The sequence below is a fragment of the Streptomyces sp. T39 genome, from assembly GCF_008042045.1.
Classification (GTDB): domain Bacteria; phylum Actinomycetota; class Actinomycetes; order Streptomycetales; family Streptomycetaceae; genus Streptomyces.
On sequence record NZ_RDBP01000037.1, the window covers coordinates 987,012 to 1,012,539 of the forward strand.

At 71.9% G+C, this 25,528-nt stretch carries 22 protein-coding genes, 1 rRNA gene, 2 pseudogenes, 1 riboswitch and 1 other annotated feature (1 of these 27 running past the window's edge); of the genes and pseudogenes, 19 read left to right on the forward strand and 6 right to left on the reverse strand.

Annotation, left to right across the window (positions count from 1 at the left end; translation table 11 throughout):
- Window positions 1-102, forward strand: a sequence feature (23S ribosomal RNA rRNA prediction is too short); it begins 1,048 nt to the left of the window's first position.
- 80 nt (window positions 103-182) lie between these two features.
- The 12 genes and pseudogenes from rrf to EAO77_RS27045 all read left to right on the forward strand — a co-directional run bounded on the left by rrf (window position 183) and on the right by EAO77_RS27045 (window position 10,939).
- A 5S ribosomal RNA gene (rrf, locus tag EAO77_RS26990) occupies window positions 183-299 on the forward strand.
- A 229-nt stretch (window positions 300-528) separates the two neighbouring features.
- Window positions 529-1,137: a CDP-alcohol phosphatidyltransferase family protein gene (locus EAO77_RS26995; protein WP_147990856.1), complete on the forward strand. Its 609-nt coding sequence runs from the start codon at window positions 529-531 to the stop codon at window positions 1,135-1,137.
- A 110-nt stretch (window positions 1,138-1,247) separates the two neighbouring features.
- On the forward strand, window positions 1,248-3,743 hold the full coding sequence (locus EAO77_RS27000; protein ID WP_147990857.1) for a mannose-1-phosphate guanyltransferase: 2,496 nt from the start codon (window positions 1,248-1,250) through the stop codon (window positions 3,741-3,743).
- A 98-nt stretch (window positions 3,744-3,841) separates the two neighbouring features.
- Complete coding sequence (locus EAO77_RS27005) at window positions 3,842-4,351, forward strand: hypothetical protein (protein ID WP_261994170.1); 510 nt, start codon at window positions 3,842-3,844, stop codon at window positions 4,349-4,351.
- Window positions 4,252-5,067: pseudogene (locus tag EAO77_RS27010) on the forward strand (DUF881 domain-containing protein); the annotation flags it as partial. The gene EAO77_RS27005 and the pseudogene EAO77_RS27010, both read left to right, overlap by 100 nt.
- The gene (locus EAO77_RS27015) at window positions 5,064-5,396 is read left to right on the forward strand and encodes a small basic family protein (RefSeq protein WP_003970459.1); all 333 of its coding nucleotides are present in this window, start codon (window positions 5,064-5,066) and stop codon (window positions 5,394-5,396) included. The pseudogene EAO77_RS27010 and the gene EAO77_RS27015, both read left to right, overlap by 4 nt.
- A 5-nt stretch (window positions 5,397-5,401) precedes the next feature.
- Window positions 5,402-6,244, forward strand: a complete 843-nt coding sequence (locus EAO77_RS27020) for a DUF881 domain-containing protein (protein WP_147990858.1) — start codon at window positions 5,402-5,404, stop codon at window positions 6,242-6,244.
- Window positions 6,245-6,305: 61 nt separating this feature from the next.
- Window positions 6,306-7,262 carry an FHA domain-containing protein gene (locus EAO77_RS27025; protein WP_147990859.1) on the forward strand — a complete coding sequence of 319 codons (957 nt, stop codon included), beginning with the start codon at window positions 6,306-6,308 and terminating at the stop codon, window positions 7,260-7,262.
- 43 nt (window positions 7,263-7,305) lie between these two features.
- Window positions 7,306-8,049 carry a MerR family transcriptional regulator gene (locus EAO77_RS27030; protein ID WP_147990860.1) on the forward strand — a complete coding sequence of 248 codons (744 nt, stop codon included), beginning with the start codon at window positions 7,306-7,308 and terminating at the stop codon, window positions 8,047-8,049.
- A 53-nt stretch (window positions 8,050-8,102) separates the two neighbouring features.
- On the forward strand, window positions 8,103-8,576 hold the full coding sequence (locus EAO77_RS27035; RefSeq protein ID WP_109294339.1) for a bifunctional nuclease family protein: 474 nt from the start codon (window positions 8,103-8,105) through the stop codon (window positions 8,574-8,576).
- 295 nt (window positions 8,577-8,871) lie between these two features.
- Window positions 8,872-9,417: a MerR family transcriptional regulator gene (locus EAO77_RS27040; RefSeq protein ID WP_147990861.1), complete on the forward strand. Its 546-nt coding sequence runs from the start codon at window positions 8,872-8,874 to the stop codon at window positions 9,415-9,417.
- Between the two features lie 82 nt (window positions 9,418-9,499).
- A complete protein-coding gene (locus tag EAO77_RS27045; protein ID WP_147990862.1) occupies window positions 9,500-10,939 on the forward strand; it encodes a DNA polymerase IV in 1,440 nt (479 codons plus the stop codon).
- A gap of 25 nt (window positions 10,940-10,964) precedes the next feature.
- Here EAO77_RS27045 and EAO77_RS27050 read toward each other — a convergent pair whose 3' ends face one another.
- A complete protein-coding gene (locus tag EAO77_RS27050) occupies window positions 10,965-11,345 on the reverse strand; it encodes a PRC-barrel domain-containing protein (protein WP_147990863.1) in 381 nt (126 codons plus the stop codon).
- Between the two features lie 110 nt (window positions 11,346-11,455).
- Window positions 11,456-11,555: riboswitch (glycine riboswitch) on the forward strand.
- 180 nt (window positions 11,556-11,735) lie between these two features.
- Between EAO77_RS27050 and gcvP the strand changes: the two genes are divergently transcribed.
- On the forward strand, window positions 11,736-14,621 hold the full coding sequence (gene gcvP, locus EAO77_RS27055; RefSeq protein ID WP_147990864.1) for an aminomethyl-transferring glycine dehydrogenase: 2,886 nt from the start codon (window positions 11,736-11,738) through the stop codon (window positions 14,619-14,621).
- An 87-nt stretch (window positions 14,622-14,708) separates the two neighbouring features.
- Here the strand turns inward: gcvP and EAO77_RS27060 are convergent, their stop codons facing one another.
- Window positions 14,709-14,915: a DUF5999 family protein gene (locus tag EAO77_RS27060; RefSeq protein ID WP_147990865.1), complete on the reverse strand. Its 207-nt coding sequence runs from the start codon at window positions 14,913-14,915 to the stop codon at window positions 14,709-14,711.
- Between the two features lie 299 nt (window positions 14,916-15,214).
- On the reverse strand, window positions 15,215-15,811 hold the full coding sequence (locus EAO77_RS27065; protein WP_147990866.1) for a hypothetical protein: 597 nt from the start codon (window positions 15,809-15,811) through the stop codon (window positions 15,215-15,217).
- A gap of 491 nt (window positions 15,812-16,302) precedes the next feature.
- Here EAO77_RS27065 and EAO77_RS27070 point away from each other — a divergent pair, with 491 nt between their 5' ends.
- Window positions 16,303-17,880 carry a glutamate-cysteine ligase family protein gene (locus EAO77_RS27070; protein WP_147990867.1) on the forward strand — a complete coding sequence of 526 codons (1,578 nt, stop codon included), beginning with the start codon at window positions 16,303-16,305 and terminating at the stop codon, window positions 17,878-17,880.
- Here the strand turns inward: EAO77_RS27070 and EAO77_RS27075 are convergent.
- Entirely contained in the window at window positions 17,790-19,586 is a 1,797-nt protein-coding gene (locus EAO77_RS27075; protein WP_147990868.1) for a substrate-binding domain-containing protein, read from the reverse strand. The genes EAO77_RS27070 and EAO77_RS27075 overlap by 91 nt on opposite strands.
- Before the next feature lie 194 nt (window positions 19,587-19,780).
- Between EAO77_RS27075 and EAO77_RS27080 the strand changes: the two genes are divergently transcribed.
- Entirely contained in the window at window positions 19,781-20,560 is a 780-nt protein-coding gene (locus EAO77_RS27080; protein ID WP_187283413.1) for a CPBP family intramembrane glutamic endopeptidase, read from the forward strand.
- A 51-nt stretch (window positions 20,561-20,611) separates the two neighbouring features.
- Here EAO77_RS27080 and EAO77_RS27085 read toward each other — a convergent pair whose 3' ends face one another.
- Window positions 20,612-21,430 (reverse strand): PhzF family phenazine biosynthesis protein, encoded by an 819-nt coding sequence (locus tag EAO77_RS27085; RefSeq protein ID WP_147990870.1) that lies wholly within the window; start codon window positions 21,428-21,430, stop codon window positions 20,612-20,614.
- Between the two features lie 139 nt (window positions 21,431-21,569).
- On the opposite strand from EAO77_RS27085, the gene EAO77_RS27090 reads away from it, so the two are divergent.
- The 4 genes from EAO77_RS27090 (at window position 21,570) to EAO77_RS27105 (ending at window position 25,241) form a co-directional block, all read left to right on the forward strand.
- Window positions 21,570-22,196, forward strand: a complete 627-nt coding sequence (locus tag EAO77_RS27090; protein WP_147990871.1) for a PadR family transcriptional regulator — start codon at window positions 21,570-21,572, stop codon at window positions 22,194-22,196.
- A 198-nt stretch (window positions 22,197-22,394) separates the two neighbouring features.
- Window positions 22,395-22,931 (forward strand): Clp protease N-terminal domain-containing protein, encoded by a 537-nt coding sequence (locus EAO77_RS27095; RefSeq protein ID WP_261994150.1) that lies wholly within the window; start codon window positions 22,395-22,397, stop codon window positions 22,929-22,931.
- A 31-nt stretch (window positions 22,932-22,962) separates the two neighbouring features.
- Window positions 22,963-24,096, forward strand: coding sequence for an EamA family transporter (locus tag EAO77_RS27100; RefSeq protein ID WP_147990872.1), 1,134 nt, complete (start codon window positions 22,963-22,965; stop codon window positions 24,094-24,096).
- Window positions 24,097-24,257: 161 nt separating this feature from the next.
- Window positions 24,258-25,241 (forward strand): DMT family transporter, encoded by a 984-nt coding sequence (locus EAO77_RS27105; RefSeq protein WP_147990873.1) that lies wholly within the window; start codon window positions 24,258-24,260, stop codon window positions 25,239-25,241.
- A gap of 141 nt (window positions 25,242-25,382) precedes the next feature.
- Here EAO77_RS27105 and EAO77_RS40430 read toward each other — a convergent pair.
- Window positions 25,383-25,528: pseudogene (locus EAO77_RS40430) on the reverse strand (GntR family transcriptional regulator); the annotation flags it as partial.

Here is a 25,528-nt window from a genome sequence, read left to right on the forward strand (position 1 = left end):
AGAGGGTAAGGCTCCCAGTAGACGACTGGGTTGATAGGCCGGATATGGAAGCCAGGTAACTGGTGGAGTTGACCGGTACTAATAGGCCGAGGGCTTGTCCTCAGTTGCTCGCGTCCACTGTGTTAGTTCTGAAGTAACGAACTCGCCTTTTGCTGGCTGGTAGTTCGACATCTTCATAGTGTTTCGGTGGTCATAGCGTTAGGGAAACGCCCGGTTACATTCCGAACCCGGAAGCTAAGCCTTTCAGCGCCGATGGTACTGCAGGGGGGACCCTGTGGGAGAGTAGGACGCCGCCGAACTCATCGTGAACTCAACCCCCGGACTCCGTCCGGGGGTTGAGTCATTTCCGGGGCTGGACGGAACGACAGGGCGCTCGACGAGGCCAAGGAACGCGACCGCCCTGGGAAGGCGGCCGGCATAGCGGCGACGGAGCAGGCACTTCCGGGCGGGCCCCCTGTGACCGAGCGGTCTCCTCAGGCGGGTAAGGTCAGGGGGCATCGTTGGCACGTTCCCACAGGAGGCCCCCGGGTGGAGGTCCAGGAGACCCGCGTTCAGACGGACCGGGTACTCACCATCCCGAACATTCTCAGCATGGCACGCCTGGTCGGCGTCCCGCTCTTCCTGTGGCTGATCCTTCTTCCCGAGTTCGGCGGGCCCAAGGCCGACGGCTGGGCCCTGCTCGTCCTGATGCTCAGCGGTGTCAGCGACTATCTCGACGGCAAGCTCGCCCGGCGCTGGAACCAGATCAGCAGCCTGGGCCGAATCCTCGACCCCGCCGCGGACCGGCTGTACATCCTGTCGACGCTGGTCGGACTGACCTGGCGGGAGATCCTGCCCCTCTGGCTGACCCTGGCACTCCTCGCCCGTGAAGCGATGCTGCTGGTGATGGTGGGAATCCTCCGGCGGCACGGCTATCCGCCGCCCCAGGTGAACTTCCTCGGCAAGGCCGCCACCTTCAACCTGATGTATGCCTTCCCCTTGCTGCTCCTGAGTGACGGGACGGGGTGGCTTGCGTCACTGGCAGCGATTTTCGGATGGGCATTCGCCGGATGGGGTACAACACTGTATTGGTGGGCAGGGATCCTCTATGTGGTCCAGGTCCGCCGCCTCGTCAAGGCGGACGCAGTGGCCGATTGACCCCGCCTATGCGTAGCCGAGCAGTGTGGCCGGCCGCGGAAACCACCATCGGGTCTCATCGAGCGGGCGACGTCGGCTGACCGTCATCTCTCAAGGAGGACGCTTCCGACATGAAGGCCGTCGTGATGGCTGGTGGCGAAGGAACCAGACTTCGCCCCATGACCTCGAGCATGCCCAAGCCGCTCCTGCCGGTGGCCAACCGGCCCATCATGGAGCATGTGCTGCGGCTGCTCAAACGGCACGGGCTCACCGAGACCGTGGTCACCGTGCAGTTCCTCGCGTCACTGGTCAAGAACTACTTCGGTGACGGCGAAGAGCTCGGGATGGAGCTCACCTATGCCAACGAGGAGAAGCCGCTCGGTACCGCGGGAAGCGTGAAGAACGCAGAGGAGGCGCTGAAGGACGACGCCTTTCTCGTCATCTCCGGTGACGCCCTCACGGATTTCGACCTGACCGACCTGATCTCCTTCCACAAGGAGAAGGGCGCTCTCGTCACGGTCTGCCTCACCCGGGTGCCGAACCCGCTGGAATTCGGCATCACGATCGTCGACGAGGAAGGCAAGGTCGAGCGTTTCCTGGAGAAGCCGACCTGGGGCCAGGTCTTCTCCGACACCGTCAACACCGGCATCTACGTGATGGAGCCCGAGGTCTTCGACTACGTCGAGGCCGACGTCCCCGTCGACTGGTCCGGTGACGTCTTCCCTCAGCTCATGAAGGAAGGCAAGCCCATCTTCGGCTACGTCGCCGAGGGCTACTGGGAGGACGTGGGCACCCACGAGAGCTACGTGAAGGCCCAGGCCGACGTCCTCGAACGCAAGGTGGACGTCGAACTCGACGGTTTCGAGATCTCCCCCGGAGTGTGGGTCGCCGAGGGAGCCGAGGTGCATCCCGACGCCGTGCTGCGCGGACCGCTGTACATCGGCGACTACGCGAAGGTCGAGGCCGGCGTCGAGATCCGGGAACACACCGTCGTCGGATCCAACGTCGTCGTGAAGTCGGGCGCGTTCCTGCACAAGGCCGTCATCCACGACAACGTCTACGTCGGCCAGCAGAGCAACCTCCGGGGCTGTGTGGTCGGCAAGAACACCGACATCATGCGCGCCGCCCGCATCGAGGACGGCGCGGTGATCGGCGACGAGTGCCTGATCGGCGAAGAATCGATCGTCCAGGGCAATGTGCGGGTGTACCCGTTCAAGACCATCGAGGCCGGCGCGTTCGTCAACACGTCCGTCATCTGGGAGTCGCGGGGGCAGGCGCACCTGTTCGGGGCGAGGGGCGTCACCGGCATCCTGAACGTGGAGATCACCCCCGAAGTGGTCGTCCGCCTCGCGGGCGCGTACGCCACCACCCTCAAGAAGGGCTCCACGGTCACCACGGCGCGTGACCACTCCCGTGGTGCGCGGGCGCTGAAACGGGCGGTGATCTCGGCGCTCCAGGCCAGCGCGATCGATGTGCGCGACCTGGAGAACGTGCCGCTGCCGGTGGCCCGCCAGCAGACCGCCCGGGGAAGCGCGGGCGGCATCATGATCCGGACGTCGCCGGGCGTGCCCGACTCCGTGGACATCATGTTCTTCGACGCGCGCGGCGCCGACCTCTCCCAGGGCGGCCAGCGCAAGCTCGACCGGGTCTACGCGCGGCAGGAGTACCGCCGGGCCTTCCCGGGCGAGATCGGCGACCTGCACTTCCCGTCGAGCGTCTTCGACTCGTACACGGGATCGCTGCTGCGCAACGTGGACACCACCGGGATCGCCGACTCGGGGCTCAAGGTCGTCGTCGACGCGTCGAACGGCAGCGCCGGCCTCGTCCTGCCCAGCCTGCTCGGCCGGCTCGGTGTGGACGCCCTGACGATCAACCCGGGGCTCGACGAGTCCCGGCCGACGGAGTCCGTCGAGTCCCGCCGTGCCGGGATGGTGCGACTCGGAGAGATCGTCGCGTCGGCGCGGGCGGCGTTCGGCGTGCGGTTCGACCCGGTCGGCGAGCGGTTCTCGCTGGTCGACGAGCGCGGGCGCATCATCGAGGACGACCGGGCGCTGCTGGTCCTGCTCGACCTGGTCGCGGCCGAGCGGCGCAGCGGCCGGGTGGCCCTGCCGGTGACCACCACCCGCATCGCCGAGCAGGTCGCGGCGTACCACGGGACACAGGTGGAGTGGACGACGACGTCGCCCGACGACCTGACCCGGGTGGCGCGGGAGGACACCACGATCTTCGGCGGGGACGGCCGCGGCGGCTTCATCGTGCCGGAGTTCAGCAGCGTCTTCGACGGAGCGGCCGCGTTCGTGCGGCTGGTCGGTCTGGTGGCCCGGACCCAGCTCACGCTGAGCCAGATCGACGCCCGGATCCCGCGCGCCCATGTCCTGAAGCGGGACGTGGCGACCCCGTGGGCGGTCAAGGGCCTGGTGATGCGGCGCGTGGTGGAGGCCGCCGGGGACCGGCACGTCGACACCACCGACGGTGTGCGCGTCGTCGAGGCCGACGGCCGCTGGGTGATGGTGCTGCCCGACCCGGCGGAGGCCGTCACCCATCTGTGGGCCGAGGGCCCGGACGACACCTCCGCCCAGGCCCTGCTCGACGAGTGGGCCGCGGTCGTGGACAGCGCCGGGAAGTGACACCCCCACCGGTGCCCCCTGCCGCCGCATGGCGCGGTCGCGGGGGCACCGGTGGGGCCATTCGGCGGTAGCGGCTGCGACGTGCGACGATGTGCGGCATGTCGCAGCCGCCCCCCGTTCGGAGTACCGGTTCACCGCCCGTGCGCCCCGACGCCTCCATGTCGCTGCTGACCAACGTCATGGAGCACAGCCTCGACGACGGCTACGCCGAGGCGTCGGCGCGCCGTGCCGAGAGCGGCGGCCTGCCGCGGACGCTGCGTGCCCGGCTGGGTCTCGCCGCGGGGCTCGTCCTCGCGGCCGCCGTGGTGACCGTGGGAGCCGCCGAGGCCCGCATCTCGGCTCCGGTGCTCGCCAAGGAGCGCACGGAGCTGATCGACCGGGTCGAGGCGCAGACGGACTCCGTCGACGACCTCGAGCGCAGCGTGGAGGCACTGCGCGCCGACGTCCAGGAGCGCCAGCGCAAGGCCCTCAGCGAGGACGGCGGCGGCCACGGGGACCTGACGGGCCTGAGGCGTCGGCGCGCCGTGCCGAGAGCGGCGGCCTGCCGCGGACGCTGCGTGCCCGGCTGGGTCTCGCCGCGGGGCTCGTCCTCGCGGCCGCCGTGGTGACCGTGGGAGCCGCCGAGGCCCGCATCTCGGCTCCGGTGCTCGCCAAGGAGCGCACGGAGCTGATCGACCGGGTCGAGGCGCAGACGGACTCCGTCGACGACCTCGAGCGCAGCGTGGAGGCACTGCGCGCCGACGTCCAGGAGCGCCAGCGCAAGGCCCTCAGCGAGGACGGCGGCGGCCACGGGGACCTGACGGGCCTGCTGGCCGGTGCCACCCCCGTGGAGGGCCCGGGCGTCAAGCTCGTCGTGGACGACGCGAAGGGCACCGCCGAGGGCGGCGACGGGCCGCGCGAGAGCAGCGGCTTCTCCGACACCGGGCGGGTGCGCGACCGGGACATGCAGCGGGTCGTGAACGGTCTGTGGGAGTCGGGCGCCGAGGCGGTGGCCATCAACGGACAGCGGCTCACCGCCCTGTCCGCGATCCGTGCGGCGGGCGACGCCATACTGGTCGACAACCGCCCGCTGGTGCCTCCGTACACCGTGCTGGCGGTGGGGGACGGCGACAAGCTGAGCACTGCTTTCCAGGACAGCGCCGACGGGCTGTACCTGCACGCGCTCCAGGAGAGCTTCGGCATCCGCACGAGGATCTCGGCCGAGGAGTCGGTCCGGCTCCCCGCGGCTCCGAGCCTGATCGTACGTACAGCAGAGCCGGAGACCGACGCCGCCGCGCAGGGCGGCGGGCAGGACGCGGCCGAGACAGAGAAGGGCACATCGTGATCGCCGTACTGGGCCTCGTCGTGGGAGTCGTGGTCGGCCTGCTGGTCCGGCCCGAGGTGCCGGCGGTGGTCGAGCCCTATCTGCCGATCGCGGTGGTGGCCGCGCTGGACGCCGTGTTCGGCGGTCTGCGGGCGATGCTGGACGGCATCTTCGTGGACAAGGTCTTCGTGGTCTCGTTCCTGTCCAACGTGGTGGTGGCCGCGCTGATCGTCTTCCTCGGCGACAAGCTCGGCGTCGGCGCCCAGTTGTCGACCGGTGTGGTCGTCGTCCTGGGCATCAGGATCTTCTCGAACGCCGCGGCCATCCGCCGCCATGTCTTCCGGGCGTGACGCACATGAACAGTGAGGACAGGCCGCGCGGCGGCTCCCCGGAGCCGCGTCGCGAACCGCTTCCGCCGATGGCGCCCGTCGCGCCCGCGCCGTCCGCCGGGGACGCCCCCGCGGACGGAGGGGCCCGCGAGTCGGGCAGGCAGCGCCTGGGGGCCGCGCTGTGGCCGCCGAGGGTGACCCGTGCCCAGCTGATCGTCGCCGTGCTGCTGTTCGTCCTCGGGCTCGGCCTGGCGATCCAGGTCCGTTCCAACAGCGACGACAGCGCGCTGCGCGGTGCGCGTCAGGAGGACCTCGTGCGGATCCTCGACGAGCTCGACAACCGCACCCAGCGCCTCCAGGACGAGAAGCAGCGCCTGGAGGAGCAGCGCACCGAGCTGGAGAACAGCTCGGACCAGGCGGAGGAGGCCCGCAAGCAGACGCTCCAGAAGGAGCAGCAGCTGGGGATCCTGGCCGGGACGGTCGCCGCGCAGGGCCCGGGGGTCACGCTCACCATCGCCGACCCTTCGGGGACCGTGGAGCCCGACATGCTGCTCGACGCGATCCAGGAGCTGCGGGCGGCCGGCGCCGAGGCGATCCAGGTCAACGGCGCGCGCGTGGTGGCCAATTCGTACTTCTCCGGCACCGCCGGGGACGTGGAGGTGGACGGCAGGGGGATCAGCGCCCCGTACACGTTCGAGGTGATCGGCAAGCCCCAGGATCTGGAGCCGGCGCTCAACATCCCGGGCGGAGTCGTCCAGACGCTGGAGAAGGAGCAGGCCACGGCCACCGTGGTGCGTCCGGAGAAGATCGTCGTCGACGCCTTGCGACCGGCGGAGCGGCCTGACTACGCTCGGTCGTCATCGCAGTGAATCGGGGGGACATGGGGGCTGCCGGCCCAGGGCAGATGATTGCAGGGGGGCGACGCGCCGAATCGGTGGCGCGTGGTGGAAACTGTCAGGTGGTCACGGACGTTGTGAGAATGTCCGGGGCGGCAGGTGTGTTCGTTCAGGGTTCGTCCTGCCCCACGGGCGGGTCTATTTCGGTCAAGGGGAAACGCCCGTGAAGTTGTTTGGGAAGTTGTTCGGCAAGAGCGCACGCGAGGACGGCAACGCCCGTCACCGCGCGCCGCGTCACGGCCAGAGCGAGGATCAGGGCGGGGAGCGCCCGCTGTTCCGCGACGAGATCGCCGGCGGCGACAATTCGGGCGGAACGGGCGCGTCGTCTGTTGACCCTGCCGGTGCCGGACGCATAGGTTTCGGGGAACCATCAAGTGCGGGTGGAGGGTTTGCCCAGGACCCGTACGCGACCAATCCCCACGCGGGACAGCCGCGGCAGGAGGATCCGTCCATGGCCGGCTCGCCGGTGTGTACGAGGTGCGGCCACCGGAACCCCGATGCCGCCCGGTTCTGCTCCAACTGCGGTGCGCCGCTGCGCGGCGGGGCGCCCGCCGAGCGGGCCTCCGAGACGACGTCGACCATCTCGATCTCCGGGATCGAGGCGTACGACTCCGAGGTGACGGGGCAGACCGCGCTCCCGTCGCTGTCGCCGGAGGCCCAGGCCGCCGTCGACGCGCTGCCGCTCGGGTCGGCCCTCCTCGTGGTGCGTCGCGGCCCCAACTCGGGCAGCCGCTTCCTCCTCGACGGCGAGCTGACCACGGCGGGCCGCCACCCCCAGAGCGACATCTTCCTGGACGACGTGACCGTGTCGCGCCGCCATGTGGAGTTCCGCCGCGGCGGGGACAGCAGCTTCACCGTCGCCGACGTCGGCAGCCTCAACGGCACCTACGTCAACCGTGAGCGGATCGACTCGGTCGTCCTGTCGAACGGCGACGAGGTCCAGATCGGCAAGTACCGGCTGGTCTTCTACGCGAGCCAGCGGGGCATCTGAGCCTCCCCCGGACTGCGTCCGGGGGAGCACCCAGGGAAGGCACATGCTGCGCACACCCACGGGCGGTGCCGGTCACGGCACCGCCGCTCAGGGCGAACGGCCGATGAGCATCGGTACGGTGCTCACCCGGCTGCGGGACGAGTTCCCCGAGGTGACGATCTCCAAGATCCGTTTCCTGGAGGCCGAGGGGCTCGTGGAGCCCATGCGGTCCCCGTCGGGGTACCGCAAGTTCACGCCGCAGGACGTGGAGCGGCTCGCTCTCGTGCTGCGGATGCAGCGCGACCACTATCTGCCGCTCAAGGTCATCCGCGAGCAGCTCGACGCCCTGGAGCGCGGGGAGCAGATCCAGCTGCCCGCCCAGGGCGCGCAGGGCGATGGCGCGGACGGCGCGGGAGAGGCGGCGTACGACCGCCCCACGGTCCGCCGGATCGGCCGGGCCGAGCTGCTGGCGGCCGCGGAGGTCACCGAGGAGGATCTCGCCGAGTGGGAGTCGTACGGCCTGCTCGCGGCCGACGGCAGCGGCGGCTACGACCCCGAGGCGGTCACCGTCGCCCGGCTCGTCACGGATCTCGGGCGTTTCGGACTCGAGCCCCGGCATCTGCGGGCGATGAAGGCCTCGGCCGAGCGGGACGCGGGGCTCGTCGAGCAGGTCGTCGCACCCCTGCGCCGGCACCGCAATCCGCAGACCAGGGCACATGCCGAGGCCACCACCAAGGAGCTCGCCGACCTGTCCGTGCGGCTCCACACGGCGCTGGTGCAGAGCGCCCTCGGGGTCAGGCTGACCTGATCTTGGCCCAGCCCGACTACCCAAACCCGGCGCGCACGTCCTAGGGTTGCTGTGTGAACGAGCTCGACGTTGTGGGTGTCCGGGTCGAAATGCCCTCGAACCAGCCGATCGTTCTCCTGCGTGAAGTGGGAGGCGACCGGTACCTCCCCATCTGGATCGGCCCCGGGGAGGCGACCGCGATCGCCTTCGCGCAGCAGGGGATGGCTCCTGCGAGGCCGCTGACGCACGACCTCTTCAAGGACGTCCTGGAGGCGGTCGGCCAGGAGCTCACCGAGGTCCGGATCACGGATCTCCGTGAGGGCGTCTTCTATGCGGAGCTGGTCTTCGCCAGCGGGGTCGAGGTCAGTGCCAGGCCCTCCGACGCCATAGCGCTCGCCCTGCGCACCGGCACGCCGATCTACGGCAGCGACGGTGTGCTGGACGATGCCGGGATCGCGATCCCCGACGAGCAGGAGGACGAGGTGGAGAAGTTCCGCGAGTTCCTCGACCAGATCTCGCCCGAGGACTTCGGCAGCAGCAACCAGTGACGCCGCGACCGCCGGTGACCGGGAGACGGTTCCTGGTCGACGCTCCGTGAGGTGACTCCCGGTAACACCTGTCCGCCCGGGGTGAGCGGCCGCCGCCTGCGGCACATTCGAGTAGCCTTTCCCGCAATCGGGGCACGAGAAACCACTCTCAGGGTGATTATCACTCGGCGTGCCGAGTGTGGCGATCGTTGACGCACCCCCGGCGACTCCCTACCTTCGAGGTGGCAGGTCAAGGACGGAGGTCGGCGTGAGAAGCAGCGGCGACAGTACGGCTGGGGGCGGCCCCGGAATTCCGGTGGAAGGCGGGCCGTATCCGCTGCACGACGGCGCGGCCGACCCCTCACCCGACACCATCGGTTACCGCGGTCCCACGGCGTGTGCGGCGGCGGGCATCACCTATCGGCAGCTCGACTACTGGGCGCGCACCGGGCTCGTCGAGCCGAGCGTGCGGGCGGCCTACGGTTCGGGCACCCAGCGGCTGTACAGCTTCCGCGACGTGGTGGTGCTCAAGATCGTCAAGCGGTTCCTGGACACGGGTGTCGCGCTCCAGAACATCCGCGCAGCGGTCCAGCATCTGCGGGCCCGCGGTTTCGAGGACCTGGAGCGCATGACGCTCATGAGCGACGGCGCCACCGTCTACGAGTGCTCGTCCCCCGACGAGGTGGTCGGCCTGCTCCAGGGCGGCCAGGGGATCTTCGGGATCGCCGTGGGCGTGGTGTGGCGGGACGTGGAGGCCGCGCTGTCCCAGCTGCACGGCGAGCGGGTGGACACCGGCGAGACCCTGATCGGGAACAATCCGGCCGACGAACTGGCCAGGCGCCGGCGCGACCGGGCGGTCTGACCGGCCCCGTCCCGCCGCGGACGGTCCGACAACGGCCCCGGGCGCGGGGCCGTTGTCGGTGGTGTGAGGCAGCATCGGTGGTGTGAGATCCGCGCCGACGATCCTGCATCTGGACATGGATGCCTTCTACGCCGCTGCCGAGCAGGCGGCGAAGCCGTCGCTGCGCGGCAAGGCGGTCGTCGTCGGCGGGCTCGGGCCGCGGGGTGTGGTGGCCACCGCCTCGTACGAGGCGCGGCGTTTCGGAGTGCACTCGGCGATGCCGATGGCCCAGGCCCGGCGGCTCGCGCCGAACGCCGCGTACCTGGTGCCCCGCTTCTCCCTCTACCGGTCGGTCAGCGAGCGGGTCATGGAGCTGCTGGGCCGGCTGTCGCCGCTGGTGGAGCCGCTCAGCCTGGACGAGGCCTTCGTCGATCTCGAAGCCGGCGGCACCGCCCACGACGCCGCGACCGCTCGGGCCACCGGTGAGCGGCTGCGGGCCGACATCCGGGCGGCGACCGGGCTGACGGGCTCCGTGGGGCTCGCGGGGTCCAAGATGCTGGCGAAGATCGCCTCCGAGCAGGCCAAACCGGACGGCCTCGTCCTCATCGAGCCCGGCACCGAACGGGAACTGCTCGCCCCCCTGACCGTCCGCACCCTGCCCGGGGTGGGCCCGGCGACCGGGGAGCACCTGCGGCGGGCCGGGATGACCACGGTGGCCGACCTCGCCGAGGCCGGCGAGGACGAACTCGTGCGCCTGCTGGGCAGGGCCCACGGCGCGGCCCTCTTCCGGATGGCGCGCGGCCACGACGACCGGCCGGTGGTGGCCGAGCGGGACGCCAAGTCCGTCTCCGTCGAGGACACCTTCGACGTCGACCTGCACGACCGGGTGCGGGTGCGCACGGAGGTCGACCGGCTCGCCGAGCGGTGCGTGCAGCGTCTGCGGGCCGGCGGCCACTCCGGGCGCACCATCGTGCTGAAGGTCCGCCGGTACGACTTCTCCACGCTGACCAGGTCGGAGACGCTGCGCGGGCCCACCGACGACCCGGCCGTGGTGCGGGAGGCGGCCGGCCGGCTGCTGGAGTCGGTGGACACCACCGGAGGTGTCCGGCTGCTGGGCGTCGGAGTCACCGGGCTGGCCGACTACACCCAGGAGGACCTGTTCGCCCAGGCCGCCGCCGTGCTCGCGGAGCCGCCCGACGCCCCGCCCGCCGACGAGGGGCCGGTGCCCCCGCGCACGGAGGCACAGGCCCCGGCCGCGGAGCCGGGCGCCCTCCCGGACGGACCCCAGCCGCCGCCCGAGCGGCACTGGTCCGCCGGCCAGGACGTGCGGCACACCGTGCACGGCCCCGGCTGGGTGCAGGGCAGCGGCGTCGGCCGGGTGACCGTGCGCTTCGAGGTGCCCGGCTCGGAGCCCGGGCGGGTGCGCACCTTCCGCGTGGACGACGAGGATCTCCAGCCGTCGGACCCGCTGCCCCTCGTCGGGGCGGCGCCCGGGGACGCGGAGCAGGCGGGGGGCGCGGCGCTCCCCGCGGGACGCGACTGAGGGGTACGCGCCCGCGGCGGCGGGGTCAGTCCTCCTGGCCGGCTATGCGGCCGAAGGACGTGTCCCCGGACGTCTGGGCCGGCGGGGGCGGGGACGCGAGGTCCAGCCCGTAGTGGTGGTAGAGCTGGAGCTCCTGCTCGGGGGAGAGATGGCGGCCGACGCCGAAGTCCGGGGCGTCCTTGATCAGGCCGCGCTCGTACGGCACGTGGAGCGCGTTGTCGACGATCTCGCTCGGTTCGAGGGGGACGAAGGCGTCCCGGCTGAAGAGTCCCGTGCGGACGGCCGCCCATTCGGGGACGCCGGTCGCGTCGTCGAGGTACACCTCGTCGACGGTCCCGATCTTGTGGCCGCTGCGGTCGAACGCCTTGCGGCCGATCAGGCTGCGCGGATCGATGTCGGTCTGCACGGTCCCTCCAACAGGTCGCAACTGCTCCTGTCACTACAAAAGGGCACAACAGAGGTGTCGGCCACTCGGGGGACCGGCCCGGACACGCTGGTACCCTGGCAAGCGGCTGCTGACCCCGTGCGGGAGAGTCCACCGGCGGAATTCCGCCGGCGGCGCCGAAGGAGCAAATCCTCCCCGGAATCTCTCAGGCCCCTGTACCGCACGGACGAGGTCACTCTGGAAAGCAGAGCGGGCGTCGGACGGCATCCGCTCTCACCGACGGTGAAAGCCGGTGCGCTCCCTGTGACGCCCCGGTGAAACTCTCAGGTTGAGATGACAGAGGGGGAGGCCGTCCGGGCATCCGCGCCATGATGCCCCTCGCAGGTCGTACAAGACCAGGAGGCCTCCCACATGACCGCCAACCGCACTCCGCTGTCCGAGCTGGAGCGGGGCATCCCCTTCGAACGCCGCCACATCGGCCCCGATGCCGCCGACCAGGCCAAGATGCTCGCCCAGGTGGGCTACGGCTCCCTCGACGAACTCACCGCGGCGGCCGTGCCGGACGTGATCAGGAGCACGGAGGCCCTCGATCTGCCCGAGGCGCGCACCGAGGCCGACGTCCTCGCCGAGCTGCGCGGCCTCGCCGACCGCAACCAGGTGCTCGCGCCCATGATCGGCCTGGGCTACCACGGCACCTTCACGCCCCCGGTCATCCTCCGCAACGTCATGGAGAACCCGGCCTGGTACACCGCGTACACGCCGTACCAGCCGGAGATCTCGCAGGGCCGGCTGGAGGCGCTGCTGAACTTCCAGACCGTCGTGGCCGACCTCGCCGGGCTCCCCACCTCCGGCGCCTCGCTGCTGGACGAGGGCACGGCCGCGGCCGAGGCCATGTCCCTCGCGCGCCGGGTCGGCAAGGTCAAGAACGGCGTCTTCCTCGTGGACGCCGACACCCTCCCGCAGACGGTCGCCGTCATCGAGACCCGCGCCGAGCCGACCGGTGTCGAGGTCGTCGTCGCCGATCTCTCCGGGGGAATCCCCGCCGAGATCGCCGAGCGCGGTGTCTTCGGCGTGCTGCTCCAGTACCCGGGTGCCTCCGGCGCCGTCCGCGATCTGCGGCCCGTCGTCGAGCAGGCCCACGAGCTCGGGGCGATCGTCACCGTCGCCGCCGATCTGCTGGCGCTCACCCTGCTCACCTCGCCGGGCGAGCTGGGCGCCGACATCGCCGTCGGCACCACCCAGCGCTTCGGTGTCCCGATGGGATTCGGCGGCCCGCACGCCGGTTACATGGCGGTGCGCGAGAAGTTCGCCCGCAGCCTGCCCGGCCGACTGGTCGGCGTCTCGGTCGACGCCGACGGCAACAAGGCGTACCGCCTCGCGCTGCAGACCCGCGAGCAGCACATCCGCCGGGAGAAGGCCACCAGCAACATCTGCACCGCCCAGGTGCTGCTCGCCGTGATGGCCGGCATGTACGCGGTCTACCACGGCCCCGACGGCCTGCGGGCCATCGCCGAGCGCACCCACCGCTACGCCGCCGTCCTCGCCGACGGCCTGCGCGCCGGCGGAGTGGAGGTCGTCCACGACTCCTTCTTCGACACCGTGACCGCGCGGGTGCCGGGCCGGGCGGCCGACGTGGTCGCCGCGGCCCGCGAGGGCGGCGTCAACCTGCGCCTCGTCGACGCCGACCACGTCTCCGCCGCCTGCGACGAGACCACCGGCCGGGACCAGCTCGCCGCCGTGTGGGCCGCCTTCGGCGTGACCGCCGACGCCGGTGCGCTGGACGCGGCGGGCGCCGACGCGCTGCCCTCCGGGCTGCGGCGCACCGACGACTACCTGACCCACCCCGTCTTCCACCAGCACCGTTCCGAGACCGCGATGCTGCGCTACCTGCGCCGCCTCGCCGACCGGGACTACGCGCTGGACCGCGGCATGATCCCGCTCGGCTCCTGCACGATGAAGCTGAACGCCACCACCGAGATGGAGCCGGTCACCTGGCCGGAGTTCGGCCAGATCCACCCCTTCGCCCCGGTGGAGCAGGCGCAGGGCTATCTGACGCTCATCACCGAGCTGGAGGAGCGTCTCGCCGAGGTCACCGGCTACGACAAGGTCTCCATCCAGCCGAACGCCGGCTCCCAGGGCGAGCTGGCGGGCCTGCTCGCCGTGCGTGCCTACCACCGCGCGAACGGCGACGACCGGCGCACCGTCTGCCTGATCCCCTCGTCGGCGCACGGCACCAACGCCGCCAGCGCGGTGATGGCGGGGATGAAGGTCGTCGTCGTCAAGACCGCCGACGACGGCGAGATCGACGTGGAGGACCTGCGGGCCAGGATCGAGCAGTACCGCGACGAGCTCTCGGTGCTGATGATCACCTACCCGTCCACCCACGGTGTGTTCGAGGAGCACGTCGCCGACATCTGCGCGCAGGTGCACGACGCGGGCGGCCAGGTGTACGTGGACGGCGCCAACCTCAACGCGCTGGTGGGCCTGGCGAAGCCGGGACGGTTCGGCGGCGACGTCTCGCACCTGAACCTCCACAAGACGTTCTGCATCCCGCACGGCGGCGGCGGCCCGGGCGTCGGCCCGGTCGGGGTCCGGGCGCACCTCGCCCCGTACCTGCCCAACCACCCGCTCCAGCCGACCGCCGGTCCCGAGACGGGCGTGGGCCCGATCTCCGCCGCCCCCTGGGGCTCCGCGGGCATCCTGCCGATCTCCTGGGCATACGTGCGCCTGATGGGCGGCGAGGGGCTCAAGCGCGCCACCCAGGTCGCCGTGCTGGCCGCCAACTACATCGCCAAGCGCCTCGAACCGCACTACCCGGTGCTCTACACCGGTCCCGCAGGGCTGGTCGCGCACGAGTGCATCGTCGACCTGCGGCCGCTGTCGAAGGCGACCGGCGTCAGCGTCGACGACATCGCCAAGCGGCTCATCGACTACGGCTTCCACGCGCCGACGATGTCGTTCCCGGTGGCCGGCACCCTCATGATCGAGCCGACCGAGAGCGAGGACCTGGGCGAGCTCGACCGCTTCTGCGACACGATGATCGCGATCCGCGCGGAGATCGAGAAGGTCGCGTCGGGCGAGTGGCCCGCCGAGGACAACCCGCTGCGCAACGCGCCCCACACGGCTGCCGCGCTGGGCGGCGACTGGGACCACGCCTACAGCCGCGACGTCGCGGTCTTCCCGGCCGGTGTCAGCGCCGCGGACAAGTACTGGCCGCCGGTCCGCCGTATCGACGGCGCCTTCGGCGACCGCAACCTGGTCTGCTCCTGCCCCCCGCTGGACGAGTACGAGGGCTGACGGACGCCCCGGCCCGTGGCCGGGGGACATGCGTCGGGGCCGGTGCGGAGACTCGTCTCCGGGCCGGCCCCTTCTCGTACCGAGGTGCTAGGCCGCCGCCACCACGTGACCCGCTTCGAGCGGCCGTCGCGGTGCGATGATCTGGCCGTCGGGCAGCAGTTCACCCGTGTCCTCGAAGAGAAGCACCCCGTTGCACAGAAGGCTCCAGCCCTGTTCCGGGTGGTGGGCCACCAGGCGGGCCGCCTCACGGTCGGCGGAGTCGGCTGTCGGACACTGTGGCTCGTGCTGGCACATGGATGGGTTCTTTCGCTGCGTTGTGGTGAGTGTTCCGCGGCTCGATGAGGTGTTCATGGCCGCCCCCCGTATCTGTCGGTCCGGTTCCAGTGTTCCCCCGCGGAGGTCGTTCCGCAGGGATTTCACAGCAGCTCTTCCTACTGATTGATGACGCGTCACTCACGAGGACGGTTCAGCCCGACCACGCCGTCCTTTCGGGGGGTTGGGAGTGGTCATTAGGGGCTAGTCACTTCGGGGGGTCGCCCGGACACCAGTACGCCCCGCGACCGGGCGGTCGCGGGGCGTACGGCGCGGGTGACTCAGGCGGCCGGCGAGTCGAGCAGCGAGGGCGCCGATGGTGCGAGACGCAGGGTCAGCAGGGGCAGCAGATCGGCCGCCCGGCGCGGCAGATGGGCCGCGATCCCGGGAGGCGCCGGCGCCAGCGGCACCAGGACGTCGGCGGGGTGGAGGATCCCCGCGGCGGGATCGGCGTCGGTGTCCGCGTGCAGCCACAGCGTCAGCATGTAGAGCTCCGGCACGGACAGGAGCCGGGGCTGGCCGTGCGCGCCCGTGGACTCGGCCTGGCGCAGCGCCAGTTCCGTCGACGCCAGATAGGGCCCCTCGAAGAAGTGCGAGAAGGCCCATCCGTCGGCGGTCGCCACCGTGTCCGCGGCGGCGACGATCCCGTCGCCGCCGCGGATCAGGAATCTCCACCCGGCGAGCCGGGTGACGGGGACGCCGTCGCTCGGGACGACCCGGTCGAGGACATGGACCGGGAGCGGGAGTTCGGGGCTCAGCGGTCCCTGGACGGACCGCAGAGCGGGGGTCGGAGCCTCACGGACTGCCGTGGGAGAGCCGAGTGCTGCGAGAACGCTGCGCAGGGCGGGCGCGGGGGCCGAAAGGACATGCAGCGGCATGGTGGGTCGCCTCTCACTCAGGAGACACGGTGATGCGGGGAGGTGCGGACGGCGCTGTCGGCATGGGGGCCGCGCGGGGCCGGAAGACCGCCGGGCGCCGACTGTCGGCCCGTCAGCGGAGTTTATACGACGCGTGTTCACACGGTGTTTCCGCTAGCCGTCGCACGCATTTCCCGCAAGGCGAATACCGGTCCTGTGAACGCCCTCATTTCCCGGGGTGAAGCGTCACCTGCCGGGGATGGCCTGCGGAGTTCTCCGTGGCGTGGTAGGCCGAATCCCGCCCGTGTTGTGCGCCACGTGCCGAGGGTGAAAACGACCCGGGCAACACGCTCCGGAATGTGCCGCGGGACTGTGCCTCCTGGGTACTGACTCCAGCCTATCCGCACAGGACCTGCTCCGGGGACGTTACGGATCAAAGAGTCTGGGCATTATCGTCCGAGACACGAGCGGCCCACGCCTCGTGGGATGCCCAGTCGAGGAGGGACGCTTCGATGGGGGAGAAGGTCGTGGCGGGCGGATTCGACCTGTCCGATCGGCAGCGGTACCGGCGCAAGCTGCAGCAGTGCCTGGCGGGACTGGCGAGACTGCTGGCGGAGAAGAGGTTCGACCGGCCACGGAATCTCATGGGCCTGGAGATCGAGCTGAATCTCGCAGGAGCCGACGGCATGCCGAGGATGGTGAATGCGGAAGTACTCTCACGCATCGCCAGCAGTGATTTCCAGACCGAGCTCGGAATGTTCAATCTGGAAGTGAACATCGCTCCGCACCGGCTCGACGGACACGTTCTCGATCAGCTCGCCGAGGAGCTGCGCACCGGCCTCGGATATGCCGAACGCAAGGCATCGGAGGCGGGCTCCGGGATCGTGATGATCGGAATCCTGCCGACACTGGGCGAGCAGGACCTCACTTCCGCGAACCTCTCCGACGTCGACCGCTACACCCTTCTCAACGATCAGATCGTGGCCGCGCGGGGCGAGGACTTCACCCTCGACATAACAGGGGTGGAGAGGCTGAGCTGCACCTCGTCGTCGATCGCCCCCGAATCCGCCTGCACCTCCGTCCAGCTGCACCTCCAGGTGACCCCGGCCCGCTTCGCCGACGTGTGGAACGCGGCGCAGGCGGTGGCGGCCGTCCAGGTCGCGGTCGGCGCCAACTCTCCCTTCCTGTTCGGCAAGGAGCTGTGGCGCGAGTCGCGGCCGCCGCTGTTCGAGCAGGCCACCGACACCCGCCCGCCCGAACTCCAGGCGCAGGGCGTGCGCCCGCGGACCTGGTTCGGCGAGCGCTGGGTGGACTCCGCGTACGACCTCTTCGAGGAGAACCTGCGCTACTTCCCCCCGCTGCTGCCCATCTGCGACGACGAGGACCCGCTGCGGGTCCTGGACGACGGCGGGGTCCCGGGACTCCAGGAGCTCGTGCTGCACAACGGGACCGTCTACCGGTGGAACCGCCCGGTCTACGGGGTCGTCGACGGGGTGCCCCATCTGCGGGTCGAGAACCGGGTGCTGCCCGCCGGGCCCACCGTGGCCGACGTGATCGCCAACGCCGCCTTCTACTACGGTCTGGTCCGCGCGCTGGCCGAGGAAGCCCGGCCGGTGTGGTCCCGGCTGCCCTTCGAGGCGGCGCACCGCAACTTCGACACGGCCTGCCGGTACGGCATCGACGCCGAGCTGGAGTGGCCGCGTCCGGGGCGCGGAGGGGTCACCAGGGTCCCCGTCGTCAAGCTCGTCCGCGACGAGCTGCTGCCGCTCGCCGCGGCCGGGCTCGACGCGTGGAACATCGAGCCGGCCGACCGTGATCTGTACCTCGGGATCATCGAGGAGCGCTGCCGGCGCCGGACCAACGGCGCCTCCTGGCAGTCGGACACCTTCCACCGGGCACTGGAGGCCGTGCCGGGGAAGCCCACCTCCCAGGTGTGCACCGGACGGCCCTCCCTCATCAGTTCGCTGTACCGGCGGGTGAGGGGCGGGGGCCGTGGCCGTCACTCCTGCGGTGCGCGGGCCTTCTGGCCCACGGCCATGATCGCCTTGAGAATGACCGCCTCGATCTCCGCGGGGTCGCTGACCTGGTAGCCGGTTCCGCCCGTGGCCTCGGCGATCTCCACGAGTTCGTCGAGGTCGGCGTCGGGCCCGATGGCGATCGCGATGAGGGGCACCGGGGTGGCGGGGTCGCTCAGTGTCTTGAGTTCGGCGATCAGGGCGCTGCGGGTGATGCTGAACCGGTCCTGGTTGGAGCCGTCCGTGAGGACGACCAGGGCGTTGAACTTGTCCTTCACATAGGTGTCCTGCGCCTTCCGGTACACCGCCAGCGTGGTGTCGTACAGCCCGGTCGCGCCGTTGGGCACCGCCGACAGGTCCTCGAACGCCCGGGTGAGCCGGTCGCGCCGGGTGCCCTTCGGACCGGCGGGGCCCAGTGGGCCGGTCGGCACCAGTTCGCGGTAGTCCCGTGTGCCGTCCAGGCCGGTGGCGAACTCCCACAGGCCGATCTCGTCCTCGGGCGTGAAGCCGGTCAGGGCCTGTTGCAGGGTCCGGCGGGTGACGTCGAGCCTGGACTGCATGCCCCGGCCCGGCACCGGGGTCTGCATGGAACCGGAGACGTCGACGACGGTGGTGAGCCGGGCGCTCTGCACGGTGATCGTCCACATGCCGAGGGTCTGCTGGAGGACGTCGGGCGGCAGGGTGCCCGGGGCGTCGTCCCGGCCGGTGAACGGTTGCGGCTCCCGCCCGCCGGCGGCCCTGACCAGGGACTCGGGGACCTCCTGGTCCGGGGCCCTGAAGCCGGCGCCGGTCAGCGACCGGCGCGAGGAGGGTTCCGCCAGCAGGGCCATGAAGCGGGTGGCCGCCCGGCTCTCGTCGGTGCTGAGCGTGGTGTCGTCGACGAGTTCGTACGGGTAGTCCAGGGCCGGCGCACCGTCGGAGGGGTAGAAGAGCCGGAGGTCGGGTATGCCCTCGCCCGTTCCCCTGTTGTAGGCGTGGGCCGCCTGCTCGGACAGGAAGACGGCCTGGTTGCGGTCCGGGTCGCCGGCCGCCTCGCCCGAATCGGCGCGCGCCAGCGTCGCGGCCGCCGCGGTGTCGGTGTCCGACACCCGCTGCGACAGCGCCTTCGCGGTGGCCGCCACGGTGGTGTCCGACGCACCGCCGGAACGCTGTGCCGAGCGCGCCACGCTGGTGAGGGCGAGCAGCCCGGTGGCACTGAGTGCAGGGTCGCCGGATCCGAGCCGCAGCCGCTCCGACGAGGTCGCGGCCGCGGTGAGCCCGGCCCAGGTGTACGTCCTGGCCGGCCAGCCGAGCCCCGCGGCGGCCGACGGCACGGCGGCGAGCGTCACGGGTGACGACGCGACGTTGCCGGCGGGGGTGAGCGGGACGCCGTCGCCGGTGGTCTGCACACGGTCGGCCCAGACCGTCGAGTCCGGCAGCCACACCTCGTAGTCCGGGCTGTTGGAGCCGGTGGAGAGCAGCTCCGCCACCTCGTGGTTGTGCCGCGCCACGACGCGGACGTCCATGCACTGCCCGTCGGAGCGGACGCCCTCGTCGCGGGCCCGGTCGGCCGCCTCGCGCACGACGGGGGCGATGTCGGGGGAGGCGGCGAGGTCGATGCGCACGGCCGTCTCGGCGCACGAGTCCGCGAAGGAGAACAGGTCCGTCCGGGCGGCCAGGCCCGTGCCCGCCACGATCGCGAGGACCAGCGCGGAGGCGACCGCCACCGTCCGCCGGCGCACCCGGGGACGGGACCTGCTGTCGTCCGCCCCACCGGCGTCGGGCAAGCTGTGACGTCCCATGCGGTGGTGCCCCTCCTTGTGCGATGTGCAGGGAATCGAGGAACGAGAAAGGGACTCGCGCCGTCGCGATGACGTGAGTCCCCGGCCTGTCGCACGCGATCTTCGCACCTGTTTTCGAGACCCTAGCGGGGTGCGGTCGGGGATGAGAGCCGAATACCGAAGTGGAGGCAGGTGTGCAGGCAGAGGCCGGAGGAGTGGCTGAATCTCTTCCCCAGGAGAGGCTGCCGCGAAAGATCTTGCGGTCCGAGACGGTGCTCGTCCTGGCACTGTCCCTGGGCGCCAGTGCCGTCTCGGCCTTGATCAGTTTCATCGGATCGCTGACCAGACCCGGGGGCCTCGCGGACCAGGCGGCCACGCTCAACGGTTCCTACGCGCCGGGGCGGCCGTGGCTCGATCTCGCCTGGCAGCTGTTCGGGATCGCCACCGCGCTCGTGCCCGTGGCACTCGTCGCCCACCTGCTGATCAGGGAACGGGCCGGACTCGGCGCGATCGGCTTCGACCTGCGCCGCCCGTGGTCGGACCTCGGACGCGGCACGCTGGTCGCCGCCGGCATCGGCAGCGCGGGGCTGGCCTTCTACCTCGTGGTGCGGGCGGCGGGGTTCAACCTCACCGTGGTGCCGGAGAACCTGCCGGACGTGTGGTGGAAGTACCCCGTGCTCATCCTCTCCGCGGTGCAGAACTCCGTGGTGGAGGAGGTGATCGTGGTGGGCTATCTGCTGCGCAGGCTGGACCAGCTGGGCTGGACGCCGACGGCCGCGCTCGTCGCCAGCTCGGTGCTGCGCGGCTCCTACCACCTCTACCAGGGCATCGGCGGATTCCTCGGCAACATGGTGATGGGCGTCGTCTTCGTCCTGCTCTACCGGCGCTGGGGGCGGGTCGGCCCGCTGGTCGCGGCGCACGCGCTCCTCGACATCGTGGCCTTCGTGGGCTACGGACTGCTGGCCGGGAAGGTGGACTGGCTGCCCACGCCGTGAAACCGGGCCGCGGGGGCGTACGGGAGGTGTCCGTACGCCCCCGCGGTGTGTTCAGGGGGAGGTCAGCAGTTCGCCGTCGATGACGGTGACGGCCCGGCCGGTCAGCAGGGTGCGTTCCCCGCGCACCGCCGTGCGGACGAGACCGCCGCGGGCGGATGCCTGGAGGCCGGTCAGCTCCGTGCGTCCGAGCCGGGCGGACCAGAACGGCGCGAGCGCGGTGTGGGCGCTCCCGGTGACCGGGTCCTCGTCGATGCCGACCCGGGGGAAGAAGCAGCGCGAGACGAAGTCGTAGGGGGATGCGGGGTCCTCGGCCGGGGCGGTGGCGATGATGCCGCGTTCCGAGTGGGCGGCCAGGGCTGCCGTGTCGGGCTCCAGGGCGCGCACCGTGCGCTCGTCGTCGAGCTCGACCAGCAGGTCGCCGATGTGCTCACCGGTGTCGTGGGCCGAGACGATCCGGGCGCCGAGGGCGTCGGCGAGTGCGCCGGGCGCCGTGACCGGGACCAGCGGCGAGGTCGGGAAGTCGAGCGTGATGCCGTCGTCGTGGGCGGTGGCGGACAGGATCCCGCAGCGCGCGGCGAAGCGCACGGTGCCGTCTGCGGCGCCCGTGCCGTGCAGGACATGGGCCGTGGCGAGGGTGGCGTGCCCGCACATGTCGACCTCGGTGGCCGGGGTGAACCAGCGCAGTGCGAAGTCGGCGTCGCCGCCGGGCGGCAGGGGATGGGCGAAGGCCGTCTCCGACAGGTTCACCTCGGCGGCCACCTGCTGGAGCCATGCGTCGTCGGGGAAGCCGGCGGAGTCGAGCAGCAGGACCCCGGCCGGGTTGCCGGCGAAGGGGCGGTCGGTGAAGGCGTCGACGATTCGGATGCGCATGCGCCGGACGCTAGCGGCCTGCCCGGGACACGGGCCAAGGCCAATCCGGGATCGATGGACCGGTCGGGCCTTGTCGTCCGATCGGTTCCGATATATCGTTGACGCATCGCGACAGTACGAACGATGGAAGGAGTGCGCGATGCGTTCACCAGGACAGGGACCGGCATCCGGTCAGGGCCGCGCCTTCGGTCCGGGCCGCGGCCACTGCGGTCCCGGGCACCACGGCGGTGGCGAGTGGGAGGGCAGGCGAGCCGCGTTCGGCCCCTTCGGGCCGCCGTTCGGCGGGCCCTTCGGGGGCGGCCGCGGCCGCGGCGGAGGCCGGGGGAGGGCGCGGCGCGGCGATGTGCGGGCCTCGATCCTCGCTCTGCTGAAGGACCGGCCGATGCACGGCTACGAGATGATCCAGGAGATCGGCGAGCGCAGCGGCGGGGCCTGGAAGCCCAGCCCCGGCTCCGTCTACCCGACCCTCCAGCTGCTGGAGGACGAGGGGCTGATCGTCAGCGCCAGCGAGGGTGGCAAGAAGCTGTTCACGCTCACCGACACCGGCCGCACCGAGGCCGGGTCCGGCCCGGAGGCCCCGTGGGAGGAAGCGGGCCGCGGTGTCGACTGGGAGACGGTCAACGAGATCCGGCAGGCGGGCTTCGGGCTGATGGAGGCCTTCGGCCAGGTCTGGAAGACCGGCAGCGCCGAGCAGCGTCAGAAGGCGGTCGCCGTCATCAACGAGGCGCGCAAGAAGCTCTACCTGATCCTCGCCGACGAGCACTGAACCGCGGCCGCCGACAGGGGCCCCGCACGATGCGGGGCCCCTGTCGCACGCCGGTGCGGGGGCGGCCGCCCGGGGGCCTGCGCCCCGGTGTCATCCGCAGGGAGGAGGCGCCGCCCGCCCGTGCCCACCCTGCGTCGGATGTGCGGATGCTCCCTCGCGAGGACGCTTCGCCCCCCGACGTCTGATGGGGTGGGACACGTGCACCACTCCGCCCCGCGCGTCCCGCGTCAGCCCGCTCCCGGCCGTGCCGGTGCCGACGCCGAGCTCACCGCCGAGCTCGGCGCGGTGGTGGCCGGCGCGCGCCGCAGAGCGCTGCGCGACGGGGACCGGCAGATCGACACCGCCCATCTGCTGCACTCGCTCCTGGAGGCCGGCCCCGACGTCCGTGACACGGTCGGCGACGGGCCGCAGGTGGCCCGGGTGCTCGGGTACCTCGTGCAGCGCAGCATCGGCTACGGGCTGCGCTGGCAGGGGTCGGTGGAGGACTCCGGCGCTGTGCGGGGGAGCGGCCGCGGCGAGGCGGGCTGGTCGCCCTCCGCGTCCGGCGCCATGCGCGGAGCGCTGGTCAGAGCGGGGATGCGGGGCGATCCGCGCGCCGGTTGCCTCGACGTCCTCGCCTGCATCGCCGCGGATCCGGACTGCCGGGCGGTGGAGGTGCTGCGCCGGGCGGGCGTCGACACGGCACAGCTGGCGGCGCGGGTCGCGGAATCGTCTCGACATGCGTCACAGAGGTGACGCTCCTGTCGTGCGCTGACATCATGGCCCGATGCACGCCTCTTCGGGAAGAAGCGCCGGACTGGGGCTCGCCCTGGTGTCGGCGCTCGCATTCGGTGGGTCGGGGGTGGCGGCCAAGCCGCTGATCGAGGCGGGCCTGGACCCGCTGCACGTGGTGTGGCTCCGCGTCGCCGGCGCCGCGCTCGTCATGCTCCCCCTGGCCTGGCGCCACCGGGACCTCGTGCGCCGCAGGCCCGCGCTGCTCGCCGGCTTCGGACTCCTCGCCGTCGCCGGTGTCCAGGCGTGCTACTTCGCCGCGATCTCCCGCATCCCGGTCGGCGTCGCGCTCCTCGTCGAGTACCTGGCGCCCGCGCTCGTCCTCGGCTGGGTCCGCTTCGTGCAGCGCCGGCCGGTCACCCGTGCCGCCGCGCTCGGTGTCGTCCTCGCCGTCGCCGGACTCGCCTGCGTCGTCGAGGTCTGGGCCGGTCTGCGCTTCGACGCCCTCGGGCTGCTGCTCGCGCTGGGCGCGGCCTGCTGCCAGGTGGGCTACTTCGTCCTGTCCGACCAGGGCGGCGGCGGTGACGACGCGCCCGAGCCGCTGGGCGTGATCGCCTACGGCCTCCTCGTCGGCACCGCCGTGCTCACCCTCGTCGCACGGCCCTGGTCCATGGACTGGTCGCTGCTCGCCGGGGACGCGGGCATGAACGGCGGCGAGGTGCCCGCCGCGCTGCTCATCGCCTGGATCGTGCTGATCGCCACGGTGGCCGCCTACGTCACCGGCGTGGTCTCGGTGCGCAGGCTCTCGCCCCAGGTGGCCGGGGTGGTGGCGTGCCTGGAGGCGGTCGTGGCGACCGTGCTGGCCTGGGTGCTGCTCGGGGAGCACCTGTCCGCGCCCCAGATCCTCGGCGGCGCCGTGGTGCTTGCGGGGGCGTTCATCGCCCAGTCCCAGGCGCCGAAGGCGCCGTCCGGGCCGGTCGCCGGAGGTGCGGAGGGCGGTGACAGCCGTGGAAGCCGTGAAGACGGTGACAGCCGTGGAAGCCGCGAAGACGGTGAGAGCGGTGAGAGCGGTGACGGCTGGGGAACCGGTCAAGGCCGCGGAGGCGATGCGGGTGGGGCGGGCGGTGCGCGGCGCGGTGAATCCGGCGAGCCCCTGGGCGAGTTGTCCGCGGGCCGTCCGGCACCTTAGGGTGACGCCCATGCATTCGACCGTGCTGCCGCCTCCCGCCGCCTAGCGCGGGCGGCCCTCTCCTGACGCAGACCGGGCTCGGGGTGTCCCCGAGCGGTTCGTCGCTGCCCGCGTGCCGGAGCCGAGCGATCAACCCACCCGTTCTTCACCCGGAGACCCACGTGTCGTACTCCTCCGCTGCTCCCGTCGGCGTGCCCGTCGGCCGCAGCCTCGTCTATCTGATCTTCGCCGGTGTCGCCTGGGGCACCGCCGGAGCGGCCGCCTCCCTCGTCTTCGCGGCGAGCGACCTCGGCCCGCTCTCCCTCTCCTTCTGGCGCTGTGCCGGCGGTCTCGTGCTGCTGCTCGCCGTGCTCGGGGTCCGGGCCCGCCGCCGCAGGGCCGCGGGCACGGTCCGGCCCGTGGTGGCCGAGACCCGGCGGCGGCGCCTGCTGCGCATCGTCGGCACCGGTGTCGGGCTGACGGCGTTCCAGAGCGCGTACTTCGCCGCCGTCGAGGCGACCGGACTGGCGGTCGGCACCGTCGTCACCCTCGGCGCCGGGCCCGTGCTCATCGCGGTGGGCGCGCGCCTGACCATGGGCGAACGCCTCGGCCGCGGCGGGATCCTCGCCGTGACCGGCGCGCTGGCGGGCCTCGCCGTGCTGGTCCTCGGCGGCGGGAGCGCTGCCGTGCGGCCGCTCGGCGTCGTGCTGGCCCTCGTCTCGGCCGCCGGCTACGCGGCGATCACCCTGCTGACGCGCAGGCTGGGCAGGGGCGGGCAGGGCGGTGACTCGCTGTCGACGACCGCCTGGGCCTTCGCGATCGGGTCCGTCGGCCTGCTGCCCATGGCTCTCGCCGAGGGTCTGCTGCCGCACACGGCGGAGCCCGCGCGGGTGGTGTGGCTGATGGTCTATGTCGCGGCGGTGCCCACCGCGCTGGCCTACGCACTGTACTTCGCCGGCGCTGCCGCCGTCCGCGCCGCGACCGTCTCCGTGATCATGCTGCTGGAGCCGGTGAGCGCGGCTGCCATCGCCGTCACGCTGCTCGGTGAGCAGCTCACGGGGGCGATCGTCGTCGGGACGCTGCTGCTGCTCGTCGCGGTGGGCGGCCTGGCCGCGGCCGAGGCCCGGGGCGTCGCGGTGCGCAGGAAGGCGACGGCGACCGCCTGACGCCGGCCGCGGGGGCGCCGGCGGWCCGCCGGCGCCCCCGCGGCGGGGCGGGCACCGCGGGGGTCCGCTGCCCCTCCGGTGCGGCGGAGGGGCCGGGCCGGGGCGGTGCCGTGCGGCTCAGGCGCGGGACGCCAGGTAGGCGGGGAGCGGGCCCTCGTCGTCGAGTTCCATGGGCACGGCCGTGAAGCCGAGCGCGGTGACGAGGTCCAGCAGGCTGCCCCAGCCCGGGTCCTCCACGGCGACCCGGTCGCCGGCCCGCAGGTGGGCGGCGAGCACCCGCTCGATGG